This window comes from Hymenobacter sp. AT01-02 (genome assembly GCF_000961955.2).
Taxonomy (GTDB): Bacteria; Bacteroidota; Bacteroidia; order Cytophagales; family Hymenobacteraceae; genus Hymenobacter; species Hymenobacter mucosus.
In genome coordinates this window covers 42,218-54,158 of the sequence record NZ_JZIR02000003.1, presented here as the reverse complement: position 1 = coordinate 54,158, position 11,941 = coordinate 42,218, and the positions used below count along the sequence as shown (strand labels likewise).

The 11,941-nt window shown below is 56.1% G+C and carries 10 protein-coding genes and 1 pseudogene; 3 read left to right on the top strand and 8 right to left on the bottom strand.

Annotated elements, in window-relative coordinates; all coding sequences use genetic code 11:
- Nucleotides 1–149: 149 nt before the first annotated feature.
- Nucleotides 150–1,190 (top strand): NAD(P)-dependent alcohol dehydrogenase, encoded by a 1,041-nt coding sequence (locus tag VI25_RS01165; RefSeq protein WP_045690221.1) that lies wholly within the window; start codon nucleotides 150–152, stop codon nucleotides 1,188–1,190.
- Between the two features lie 58 nt (nucleotides 1,191–1,248).
- Here VI25_RS01165 and VI25_RS01160 read toward each other — a convergent pair whose 3' ends face one another.
- The 3 genes from VI25_RS01160 to VI25_RS01150 all read right to left on the bottom strand — a co-directional run bounded on the left by VI25_RS01160 (nucleotide 1,249) and on the right by VI25_RS01150 (nucleotide 3,802).
- Nucleotides 1,249–1,905: a hypothetical protein gene (locus tag VI25_RS01160; RefSeq protein WP_045690125.1), complete on the bottom strand. Its 657-nt coding sequence runs from the start codon at nucleotides 1,903–1,905 to the stop codon at nucleotides 1,249–1,251.
- Nucleotides 1,906–1,946: 41 nt separating this feature from the next.
- The gene (locus VI25_RS01155; RefSeq protein ID WP_045690126.1) at nucleotides 1,947–2,435 is read right to left on the bottom strand and encodes a hypothetical protein; all 489 of its coding nucleotides are present in this window, start codon (nucleotides 2,433–2,435) and stop codon (nucleotides 1,947–1,949) included.
- Between the two features lie 170 nt (nucleotides 2,436–2,605).
- Nucleotides 2,606–3,802, bottom strand: coding sequence for a pyridoxal phosphate-dependent aminotransferase (locus VI25_RS01150; RefSeq protein ID WP_045690127.1), 1,197 nt, complete (start codon nucleotides 3,800–3,802; stop codon nucleotides 2,606–2,608).
- Between the two features lie 238 nt (nucleotides 3,803–4,040).
- Between VI25_RS01150 and VI25_RS01145 the strand changes: the two genes are divergently transcribed.
- Together VI25_RS01145 and VI25_RS01140 are read left to right on the top strand one after the other, a co-directional pair.
- Nucleotides 4,041–4,577: a DinB family protein gene (locus tag VI25_RS01145; protein ID WP_045690128.1), complete on the top strand. Its 537-nt coding sequence runs from the start codon at nucleotides 4,041–4,043 to the stop codon at nucleotides 4,575–4,577.
- A 297-nt stretch (nucleotides 4,578–4,874) separates the two neighbouring features.
- Complete coding sequence (locus VI25_RS01140) at nucleotides 4,875–5,738, top strand: SDR family oxidoreductase (protein ID WP_045690129.1); 864 nt, start codon at nucleotides 4,875–4,877, stop codon at nucleotides 5,736–5,738.
- A 67-nt stretch (nucleotides 5,739–5,805) separates the two neighbouring features.
- On the opposite strand, the gene VI25_RS01135 is transcribed toward VI25_RS01140, so the two are convergent.
- The 5 genes and pseudogenes from VI25_RS01135 to VI25_RS01115 all read right to left on the bottom strand — a co-directional run bounded on the left by VI25_RS01135 (nucleotide 5,806) and on the right by VI25_RS01115 (nucleotide 11,592).
- On the bottom strand, nucleotides 5,806–6,180 hold the full coding sequence (locus VI25_RS01135) for a hypothetical protein (protein ID WP_045690130.1): 375 nt from the start codon (nucleotides 6,178–6,180) through the stop codon (nucleotides 5,806–5,808).
- A 218-nt stretch (nucleotides 6,181–6,398) separates the two neighbouring features.
- Nucleotides 6,399–6,704: a DUF202 domain-containing protein gene (locus VI25_RS01130; protein ID WP_201783246.1), complete on the bottom strand. Its 306-nt coding sequence runs from the start codon at nucleotides 6,702–6,704 to the stop codon at nucleotides 6,399–6,401.
- 68 nt (nucleotides 6,705–6,772) lie between these two features.
- Nucleotides 6,773–7,069 (bottom strand): DUF3817 domain-containing protein, encoded by a 297-nt coding sequence (locus tag VI25_RS01125; RefSeq protein WP_045689790.1) that lies wholly within the window; start codon nucleotides 7,067–7,069, stop codon nucleotides 6,773–6,775.
- A gap of 207 nt (nucleotides 7,070–7,276) precedes the next feature.
- Nucleotides 7,277–8,538 (bottom strand): annotated as a pseudogene (gene icd / locus VI25_RS01120) (NADP-dependent isocitrate dehydrogenase).
- Between the two features lie 195 nt (nucleotides 8,539–8,733).
- A complete protein-coding gene (locus tag VI25_RS01115) occupies nucleotides 8,734–11,592 on the bottom strand; it encodes a M16 family metallopeptidase (protein WP_045689789.1) in 2,859 nt (952 codons plus the stop codon).
- Between the last annotated feature and the right edge of the window lie 349 nt (nucleotides 11,593–11,941).

The window sequence follows — 11,941 nt, the reverse complement described above, 5'->3', positions numbered from 1 at the left end:
TTCTACCGTAACGCAGAGGGTAGGCGGCTGGGGTAAGAGAAGGTTGACGGTAAAAAGGCGAAGCCACCTTGGCCGTAAACAATTACCCTGTGAAACCGTTATTGTGATTCCGTTCTGAAGTTTCAGTTCTCTACAACCAACCCGTTTTCATGTCACAAGCAAAAGGCTACGCTGCTCCCGCAGTGCATGCTCCCCTCGTACCCTTCGACTTCCAGCGCCGTGAAGTGGGAGCCCACGATGTACGCATCGAAATTCTATTCTGTGGCGTGTGCCACTCCGACCTTCACCAAGTGCGCGACGAATGGGGCGGTTCTGTTTTCCCTATGGTACCCGGCCACGAAATTGTGGGCCGCGTAACGGAAGTAGGCGCGCACGTGAAAGGCTTTACTGTAGGCGACCTAGCCGGCGTGGGCTGCATGGTGAACTCCTGCCAGCACTGCCCCGAGTGCAACGAAGGCCTTGAGCAGTACTGTGACGAAGGATTTGTGGGCACGTACGGCGCTACTGACCGCGACGGCACCATAACCTACGGTGGCTACTCCAATAGCATTGTGGTAACGGAGAAATTCGTGCTCCACGTGTCGGATAAGCTGGACCTCTCCCGCGTAGCGCCGCTGTTGTGCGCTGGCATCACCACGTGGTCGCCCCTGCGGCAGTGGAACGCTAAGGCTGGCGACCGGGTAGCTGTTATGGGCCTGGGTGGCCTGGGCCACATGGCCGTGAAATTTGCCGTTGCTCTGGGCTGCGAAGTAACTGTGTTCAGCACCTCCCCCAACAAAGAGGCCGATGCCAAAGAACTAGGCGCCCACAAGTTTGTGGTAAGCAAGGATGCCGACGCCATGAAATCGGTGTCGAATTACTTTGACTTGATCATCAACACGGTGTCGGCTACCATGGACCTAACTCCCTACATCAGCACCCTGCGCCTAGACGGCACCATGGTACTGCTGGGCGTGCCACCAGAAGCCCCACAACTGCACGCGTTCAACCTCATTGCCAAGCGTCGTCGTATTGCTGGTTCCCTCATCGGAGGTATTCAGGAAACCCAGGAAATGCTGGATTTCTGCGCCGAGCACAACGTAATGAGCGACGTGGAAGTGATTCCCATGAACTACATCAATGAGGCCTACGAGCGTATGCTGAAGTCTGATGTGAAGTACCGTTTCGTGCTAGACCTAGCCACCATCTAGGCAAGAGCAGTAAAACAGAAGAGCCCGGCTTCCTCCTTGGAAGCTGGGCTCTTCTGTTTTACTGCTCTTGCTGAGTTACTTGTGCGGTAGCAGAGCGAGTGTTCCAACGTTTGCGGCCCCTTCTTCTCAGCAGAAGCAAAGCCACGCCCCCAGCGCTACCTAGCGTGAGTAGATTGGAGACCCAGCTTACGGCCTCTGAGGCCCGGTGTGCCGCTATGGCCGTGGCAATCTGTTTGTGCTGGTCGGGGCGGAACTGGTCGGCGGAAAGCGAAAGCACAACCTGCCCCCTCTTAAAGTGTCTGCGCTGAAATTGCCAAGTGCCTCCTTGGTACCGGGCTACTACCAATCCGGTGGGGTACAAGTTTTCCGTTTCTATGGTTACTTTTTGGTCGGAGAAGAAAACATACTGCACCCAAAATACCCGCCAGTGGTGGTGCTTACTTGCTCGCAAGAAGTACAGCTTCTCAACGTGATGATGGGGGTTCTGGATAACGACTTCGCCAGGGGAAGACGCCAATGAGGACGGAGAACTCAACAAGAGCTTTATTCCTATTATGGGGAGGCTTAGTAGCACCAGGCCTAGTGCCAGTAGCTTGCGGACAAACGAGCTATGGGGCCGCCGAAAAATAAGCAACGCTAGTAGCAGCAACAGTACCCCATCGGCACCTAGGATAAAAGCGACTACCAAGTCTAGTTGGTGTAGTTGATACAGCATATAGCAATAGCGCGTTGTGTGTCATGAATAATAATTAATATCTACTCTTTTTCTACGGGGTAGCGAAAGGTGCCTTCCAGTGTGAAGCGCTTGCCCCCGCGGCCCGATTCGCAAACAGTGCACCGGTAGGAGCCGGCCAGCCAGTGCTTGGCGCCGTTGATGGCCGTAATCGTAACGGAACCTGGATTATCGGGGCAAGATTTAGAGTAGGCCGCCGTCTTGCCAAAGCGGTAGGAGGCGTCTCGGTTGCGTCCACTCAAGATTTCCTGAAAGCTATACGTGCCCGTCTGAATCGGAAATCGGTCAATCAGGATAGTGAGGCCCTCCCCATCGGGGTCATCGGCCCGGATGATATTGAGGCGGAGCGTGCGGGTGTCGCTGAGGAAAAAACGCGAACTAATAGTATCGGCAGCAACTGCCTGCCCATTCACGCGCAAGGTTAGCAAGCGGGCCGAATCGGGGGGCGTGTGGCGGACAGTGGGGGCAGCACCCAGCAGCGGTAAGAGTAGCAGGGGTAGGAAGCGGTTCATAGAGCAGCTAAGGGCAAGAATCAGCCCAGAAGATACGTCATGGAATTACACGCCTCAAGCGCCTGCTCTTAAACCTGCCCCCTGCCGTCAAATGGGCCCCCTAAAACCAGGAAGCCGAGCCTACGTTGGTAGGTGCCTCGGCTTCCTGGTTTTACTGACTAAGAGAACTGCTACTCCTCGCGCCATGGGTATTGCTGCAAGGCTACTTCCAAGCAATCCATAGCTTTATTGATAACATCTTGGTTGACCACGTAGGCCATACGCATTTGCTGGCGGCCCAGAATGGAGGTGGCATAAAAGCCCGCCGCCGGCGACACCATGAGCGTTTGCCCGTTGTGCTGAAACTCCTCCAGCAGCCACTGTGCAAACCGCTCGGCATCGTCTACGGGCAGGTGGCAGAGCACGTAGAATGCACCGCGGGGTAGGGGGCAGCGTACGCCAGGCATGGCCCGCAGGCGGCGCACCATCAGGTCGCGGCGGGCCTGGTACTCGGCTTTGGTATGGTCGAAGTAGTCTTCTGGTAAGTCGGCGGCAGCTTCGGCCAGCAGCTGACCCAGGCCGGGCGGGCACACCCGCAGCTGGGCTAGTTTGAATACTACGTCGCGCAGGGACTTGTTTTTAGTCACGAGGGCGCCAATACGGGCTCCGCAGGCGCTATACCGCTTCGAGATAGTGTCAATAAGAACCACGTGTTCGTCAACACCTTCGAGGTGTAGGGCGCTGGTGAACTCTCCGTCGTAGCAGAACTCCCGATAGGCTTCATCGGAAAGCAGGTACAGGTTGTGGCGCAGGCAGAGGTCTTTGAGCTGCTCAAGTTCTTGGCGGCTGTATACGTAGCCCGTTGGGTTGTTGGGGCTGCAAATCAGGATGGCCTTGGTGCGGGGCGTAATCTTACGCTCAAACTCCTCAATGGGTGGCAGCGCAAAATCCTGCTCCAGGTGCGATGCCACGGGTACCACGTGCGTGCCCGTAGACACGGCAAACGCAGTGTAGGGACCGTAGAATGGCTCCGGCACAATAAACTCATCGCCTGGGTTAAGGCAGGCCAGCAGCGCAAACGAAATGGATTCGCTACCGCCCGTAGTTACAATAACGTCCTCGTAGGTGACCGACAAGCCCAGGCGCTGGTAGTAATCGGCCAGCTTGCGGCGGTAGCTCAGCGTACCTGCCGTCGGGCCGTACTCCAGCACTCGAATGTCCGCCTGCTGCACGGCCGCCAGCATGGCTGGCGGCGTCTCGATATCGGGCTGCCCGATGTTGAGGGGATGCACCGTCAGGCCGCGTTGGCGAGCGGCTTCGGCGTAGGGCGTAAGTCGGCGGTAAGGAGAAGGCGGTAAGGCCAGTCCACGCTGCGAAGGTTGAAGCATGGGCTTAAAGTTAGCTTAGCTGCCTAGAACGAGCCACTTTTCCGCGAAACTTCTAATGCAATTACCGCGGAATGCAATTCGCAAGGGCTAGCAAGATAGCCTGGCAATTTGCTGCGTTGGCGTAGGTATGTTGCCTCTACAACCAACCAAGGCAGAATGTGCAACCGACCACGCTAAGTAGTCTCCGCCTTTAGTGCAAACCCCGCAAACCAGCGCCCACGCTACCGGTTATGTTCCCATGACTCCCTCTTCCCCCCAACCCGAAGTATGGCTGCGCGGTCCGCTCCCGGATGTGCTGCCCCTGCTACAGCCCATAGCTCACGCCCTGCTGCAAGCCCGCGAGGAGTTGCAGGTTGCCCTGCGCCACTTCCCCGACCACTTATTGCAGGTTCGGCCAGCGGGCGTGGCCTCAGTGGGTTTCCATCTGCGTCACTTGGCCGGCGTGCTTGACCGCATGCAAACTTACGCTCGTTATAAGCCCCTAAGCCAAGCGCAATTCGAGTTTCTGGCTGCCGAGAAAGAGGGCTCTACCACCTCTCCCGACACCGTTGCGCACTTACTACAGCAGTTTGCTGGCCAAGTAGAAGCCATGCTGGACACCCTGCGTGCCACCCCGGAAGCTACGTTGGCGGAATTCCGGCCAGTAGGCCGGGCGGGGCTGCCGAGCACCGTTATGGGCCTGCTCGTACACGCCGCCGAGCACACCACGCGCCACGTGGGGCAGTTGCTGGTCACGGCCCGGGTAGCACAGGCTGGGGCTGCTGCCTCGGCGTAGATTGGATAAGAAATTTCCTGCTGTTTGCCTTTGCTACGACCAGGGTAACAAAAAAGTAATAGTATACCAGAGAGTATGGTCGGCTAGATGGCCCCAGAGCAAGGCCTGCGTTCTGGTAGCGTCCATATTCCGGTGTTCTGATAGGATTGCTTGCCTGGGAATGTGGGCCGGTGAATGGGAATTTGGATGCTCGGGAGGGACTGCCAGAAGGCGCTAGCGTCCGGCTTACGGTACGGCTCCTCTATAACCCCTGAGTATTCATTCCGTTGGTATAAGCTCAATCCTTTACCAACTGCTATGGAAAATAAACCAACTAGCCTGCCCCCTCAAGAGCAAGACCAACAGCCCGGAATCGAGGCGGAAATGACCCCACAGCCGGAATATATCCGGTCGAATTATAAGGGAAGCAACAAGCTTCAGGATAAAGTGGCGCTCATCACGGGTGGCGACTCCGGCATTGGTCGGGCCGTGGCCATTCACTTCGCCCGCGAGGGAGCTGATGTAGCCATTACTTACATGTCGCACGAAGAGCAAGACGCCTATGCTACCCGTCAGTTGGTAGAAGCCGAAGGTCGCCGCTGCCTCACCCTGCCCGGCGACTTGCGCGACCGGGAATACTGCCAGTCTATTGTAAGCCAAACCGTGGAACAATTAGGCGGCCTGAACGTGCTGGTGAATAATGCGGCGCAGCAATTCGTGAGTCAGGACGTCACGGATGTAGAAGACCAGCAATGGGAAGACACCTTCCAAGTGAACTTCTTCTCCTTCGTGCGCGTGACTCGGGCCGCCCTAGAACACCTCAAAGAAGGCGACTCTATCATCAACACATCTTCCATCAACGCCTACCGTGGCAACCAGCAGCTCGTGGATTACACTTCCACCAAAGGTGCTATTACGGCTTACACTCGCTCAATTGCTCAGCAGCTAGCCGAGAAGAAGATTCGGGTAAACTCCGTTGCTCCTGGCCCCATCTGGACGCCCCTTATCCCCGCTAGCTTCCCCGCCGAGAAGGTAGCCTCCTTCGGGAAAGACACGACCATGAAACGCCCCGGCCAACCTTCTGAGGTGGCGCCTGCCTACGTGTTCCTGGCTTCCGAAGATGCTTCCTACATCACGGGGCAAGCTATTCACCCCAATGGGGGCGAGATTCTGAATACCTAAGCCGGCTACGGCTACTGCATGAGAAAGGGCACCCATGTGGGTGCCCTTTGTTATGGGGGGGATATGGTTAGGCTGCTACTGAGTTGCCTCGCTTGAAATACTGGTTTATTCCTTTCGAGAACAGAAGCATGAGCACAACCGTCAGGTGCAAGGGAACGAGCAGCCCAAAGCCCAGGACTTTACCACCGTGGGGGATGTTGTAGGATAACACGACGTAGGCCAGGTAGAGCTGCACGCAGGAAAACAGTAGCGTAATGAAATGGGCCGGCCGCCACCGCTGAAAAAGAGATATGCTGAGCAGAGTGGTCCAGAGGAAACTGACGGAAATGTGGCCGGAGCTTTCTACAAACCAATCCGCAAACACGCTTGGCAGTAAAGAGGTGAGCAATAGGCACGCCGCTACTACCGCCAACTGCCACACGCCATTCTCTCTCGGGTTCATACTAGGTAACACGCCCTGGGGCGGCTGGTAAAGAGTAGATAGCTACTGGCGAAGTATACGCAAAGGGCACTAGCCCGTTTAGAAGCAACCGTAGGTTGGAGGGGTCGTCGCAGCTTCTAGGTAGGGAAAGCAAAGCTACTATCTGATGGGTGGTTCCTAGCACGCCAAGCACCAGTTTCTAGCAAGATTTTCGCCCAATAATTACCCCGTGCTGGCTGTTACGCTGATGGGGTGTGCAGGTAGTTTTTTATGCGTACTCGTTTGGCCCGGTACCGAAACCAGCCTGCCACCGTGATACCAATTCCTACGGGCACGAATACAACGCCTACCCACACGTAGAGGTAGTCACGAAAGAAGTTGATGAAGGAGAAACCGGCTACCACCAGGGCCATGCCGGTACGTACGTAGGCCAGCACTGTGCGCTCATTGGCCAAGTGGGTGCGTTCCAGCGCAAGCTTGTCGCGTAGGTCGAGGGGAAGCTCAGAGATGAGAGGCGAAGATGAAGGCATGTCCATCTTACGCATAACGACAGTTGTGGTAGGCACTTCTAGAAATCCAGAATCTAGCTTGCAGCCGCCTTATCTGGACTTAACTACGCTCGGAATAGCTTTTTGTCGGCCCAAAAGGTGCCAAATGGCACCACCGATACTACCAAGGCCAGCAGTGCCTTCCGCCACGACCAGCTATGCTCCAAGCTCGCTTGAAGTACTAGTAATAGGTACAGCACAAATAACACCCCGTGCGCCATGCCCACAATGCGCACCGCTGCCGGTTCGCCAGCCAGGTATTTCAGAGGCATGGCAATCCCCAGCAGCACCAGAAACGAAATGCCTTCCAGAAACCCAACAGCGCGTAATCGGCCAAGCGTGGTACGTAGCAATACAAGCATAAATCCAACTGGAACTGATAAAGCCGCAAGATACGCCTGCCAGCAGTACAACTAGCCACTAAAAATTACCAATGCTCCCGAGATTTTAATCCTAAGGGACAGTATCGCTGTCCGAAATTTGAAAATAGTAAAGTGAAAATTAAACCCCCGCGCCAGCCTTACAGCCAACGCGGGGGTTCTTATGAGTAATTGGCTAGTGCCAAGCTACTACATCCGGCTGATAATCTCGTCGCCGAACTCGCTGCACTTCAGCAGAGTAGCACCTTCCATCAGACGCTCGAAGTCGTAGGTAACGCGCTTTGAGGCAATGGCGGCTTCGAGCCCTTTGTAGATCAGGTCGGCGGCTTCCTGCCAGCCAGGTGCTCAAACATCATGGCACCCGACAGGATAACCGAGCCGGGGTTCACCTTATCTTGGCCAGCATACTTGGGTGCGGTGCCGTGGGTCGCTTCGAAAATGGCGTGGCCCGTTAGATAGTTGATGTTGGCACCGGGAGCAATGCCAATGCCACCTACAATAGCTGCCAGCGCATCGGAGATATAGTCGCCGTTCAGGTTCAGGGTAGCTACTACCGAGTACTCGGCGGGGCGGAGCAATATTTGCTGCAAGAAGGCATCGGCAATGCTGTCCTTAATCAGGATCTTACCACCTTCCAGGGCTGCGCGCTGCTGAGCATCGGCTACTTCTTGGCCCTGCTTGGCAACTACCTTGTCGTACTGGTTCCACGTGTACACTTTGTCGCCAAACTCGCGCTCTGCCAGTTCGTAGCCCCAGGTTTTGAAAGCCCCCTCGGTAAACTTCATGATGTTGCCCTTGTGGACCAACGTCACCGACGGTTTGTTGTGCTCAATGGCATATTGAATAGCCGCGCGTACCAAGCGCTCTGTACCTTCCTTCGATACGGGCTTGATGCCGAACGACGAGGTCTCGGGGAAGCGAATTTTCTTTACGCCCATCTCATCCTGCAGAAATTCCAGCATTTTCTGGGCCTGCGGCGTGCCGTTCATGTACTCAATACCGGCGTAAATATCCTCCGTGTTTTCGCGGAAGATCACCATGTCGGTCAGGTTGGGCTGCTTCACGGGCGAGGGTACGCCTTCAAACCACCGCACCGGGCGTACGCAAGCGTACAAGTCAAGCTCCTGGCGCAAGGCCACGTTCAGAGACCGGATACCACCACCCACGGGAGTAGTCAGGGGGCCTTTGATGCCCACCAGGTATTCGCGGAAAGCATCGAGGGTTTCGTTTGGCAGCCAGTTGTTGGTTTGCTTGAAGGACTTCTCGCCGGCCAATACCTCTTTCCACACCAGCTTGCGCGAGCCGCCATAGGCTTTTTCTACTGCCGCGTCGAACACGCGGACGGAAGCCGCCCAAATGTCCGGACCCGTGCCGTCGCCTTCGATGAACGGAATGATGGGTTGATCGGGCACGTGCAGCTTGCCGTTCTTGATGGTGATTTTCTCTGCCATTGTTGAAAAGGTACTTAGGTACTATAGGTTTTTGGTGGTGGGCCCCGTCCCTAGCTCCTCCCGGGGGGAGGGGTACGTCTAGTTTCTAGCTATTCACTTCGGATTTCTTGCTCTCAGGTGGATAGATGTAGAACTAGAAATAACAGCCCAGGCTAGTGCTCCTATCTTGCTGAGTAGGGGCTAGGGATAGAGTACTTAATAGCCGAAAATCTCTTTCAGCGTAAGTTGCTGGACCTGCCCGTACTTGGCCAGTTCCTTGAAGTTGAGGCGGTCCTTGGAGCCGATAACCAGAATGGTTTGCGGCTGCCCTTTCACGCGAGCCTGCTGGAACTTCTGCAAGTCCTGGAAGCTCATGTTAGGCGTCTGCTCGTACACGTCGCGGCGCACATCATAATCGAGGCCGAGGCGTTTGGCCCGCTCGTAGCTGAAGAGGATGTCCGACTTAGTGATGCGCTCCGTGGCAATGCTGTTGCGGATGGCGTTCTTGGCAATCTGCAGATTGGCTTCGGCCACGGGCATGTCGTTGAGCAGGGTGTTCATGCCGGCCATGGCCTCGGGCAGCTTGTCGCTCTGGGTGCCGATATAGCTGAGGTTGTAGGAACTGCGTCCTACCTTATCGGCATTAGCAAAGCGCGAGGAAGCCGAGTAGGCCAGGGCTTTCGACTCGCGTAGTTCCTGGAACACAATACTGCCCATACTCCCCCCAAAATACTCGTTGTAGAGGCTGGTAGTAGGTATCAGTCCTTTGTCGTACATGGGCCCTTTGCTCAGGAACAGAATTTCGGCCTGTACCATGTTGTAGTCTACCCAATATACTTTGCGGTCCGTCATGGGCTGCTCCGCGAAGTCCTTGTTAGCTGGCACGGGCGTGAGCTTAGCAGGTACGCGGTGGGTTGTATTCAGCGTAGACGCTAAGGCGTCGGTAGCGCGTGGCCCGTAGTACAGCACGCGGTGCTGGTAGGTCGGGAGCTTCTGGATGAGGGCGGTGAGCTGCTCAGGCTTCAGCGCTTTTAGCTCTTTCTCGCTCAGTTGGCTGGTGAAGGGGTTTTTCGCGCCGTACTTGGCGTAGTTCACCAGGGCCTGGTTCAGAATAACTCCTTTGTTGAGCTTGGCATCCTGGCGGGCTTTCAACACCCCAGCCACCATGTTCTTGAGGGCGGCGGCATCGGGCTTGGGGGCGGCAAGCAGACTTTCGAACAGCTGCAAGGCTTGCTCAAAGTTGCTGTCGAGGCCGGAGAGGCTCACGAAGGTGCGGTCCTGGCCGCTTTGCACCGAGAAAGAGCACCCGAGCTTGTAGAACTCCTGCTGGAGCTGGGCGGCGTTGTATTTGCCGGTGCCCAGGTACTGCAGGTAGTCGGTAGCGAGACCAAGCTTGGGGTCATTGTTGGTACCCAAGTCCAGCGCGTAGTACAGGTTGAAGAGGTTGTTCTCCTCGTTGTGGGTGTAGTACACCGGAATGCCCGAGGCCAGCTTGGTTTCCTGAATGTCCTTCTTGTAGTCCAGGAAAACCGGCTGCAATTCGGGCGACGTCTTAGCCGTAACTTCTTTGTAGAACGCAGAGGCCGCTTCGCGGTTTACGGGCACGGGCGTAATGGAGGGCTTCACCACTTTCACCTTGTTGGAGTCCTGGCCGGTGCGCTTGTACACCAGCGCGTAGCCGGGGCCGTAGTACTCGTTGGCCACGCGCATCACGTCCTGCTTGGTGATGGTAGCGAAGTCGTCGAACTGTTTGAGGTAGTCCTTCCAATCTTCGCGGGCCACAAACGCCGCCACAAAAGCGCCGGCACGAGCCTCGTTGCTTTCGTAGCTGCGGGTACGCTGTAACTGCTCGTTGTTGATAATGGCCGGAATCAGCCACTCTGGGAAGTCACCCTTCTTTACCTTGGCTAGCTCGCCCAGCAGTAAGTCGCGGACTTGCGTGAGGCTTTGGCCCTGGCGGGGGGTAGCGTACAGAACGTGGGTGGAGTAGTCGTTGTTGAGGTCGGTGAAAGAAGCCGCACTCAATACCGTTTGCTTCTGATTCAGGTCCAGGTCAATGAGGCCGGCCTGCCCGTTGCTCAGGATCTTATCAATCATGCGCAGCACCAGCGCGTCGCGGGAGGCAGTGCCGGGAAAGCGGAAGCCGAGCATTACGTTTTCAGCATCGGGCCCCAGTATTTGCTTGACAAGGGGCGCCGTGATGGGCGCTTCCTGGGCCGGAGTGAAAGTAGGTACTGGCTTGGCCTGTAGCTTGCCAAAATACTGGTCAATCAGCTGGATGGTCTGGTCATAGTCCAGGTCACCGGAAAGGCAGAGGGCTACGTTGTTGGGCACGTAGTACTGCCCGAAGTACTTCTTGATTTCTGTAATGGAAGGGTTCTGCAAGTGCTCGATGGTCCCGATGGTGGTTTGGGTACCATACTCGTGCTTTTGGAACAAGCTGCTGTTCAGGGCTTCAAACTCCTTGCGGAAGTCACTATCCAAGCTGCGGTTTTTCTCCTCGTATACTGCTTCCAACTCCGTGTGGAACAGGCGGGGCACCATTTCCTGCATGCGCTCGGCCTGCACGGCAGCCCACTTCTCTAGCTGGTTACTCGGAATATCTTCCTGGTATACCGTCTGCTCCACCGAGGTGTAGGCGTTCGAGCCCTTGGCCCCGATGGCGCCCATTACCTTGTCGTACTCATTTGCCACGGCGTACTTAGCCGCCACGCTCGATACCGAATCTATCTGATGGTAGAGCTTTTTGCGCAATGCGGCGTCGCGAGTACTGCGATACTGCTCGTAAAGCGCCTCGATTTTGTCCAACTCTGGCTTCTCCGCGGCCCAGTTCTGAGTACCCAACTTAGAGGTGCCTTTGAACACCATGTGCTCCAAGTAGTGCGCCAGGCCGGTAGCGGTGTGCGGGTCATTCTTAGAACCGGCGCGCACCGCTATGTACGTTTGAATGCGCGGCGCATCATCGTAGTCCGACAAGTACACCGTTAGGCCGTTATCTAGGGTGTAGATACGCGCTTTAAGCGGGTCGCCTTCCACCGTTTGGTACTTGTACTCTTTCTGTTGCGCAGCTGGCACAGTTGTAGTAGCGCAGCCGAGGTAGGTGGAGTGGCCGCCGGCTTACTTGTCTGACACTGGGTAAGGCCGAGCGTAGCCAGGGCCGGAAGGATAAGCAGCAGGGGTTTCTTCACGGGCAAATTCGACGCGGAAAACGGAGCAGGAAAGGATTAGGGCCAAAGATAGGCCGCCCCCCTGGGAATAAAAAGCTTGGCGAAGGGCCGCTTCCCGCGAAGTGCGAAAATTTGCGTATGAGAATCATGGCTCAGCGAGAACAGCTAAACCGCCCTGCCCAGCCTTGGTTTTGTACTCATTCGATCAGCGCCCTACCAGTAGAAACACAAAAACTGCCCTGTGGGTAGCAAGCAGA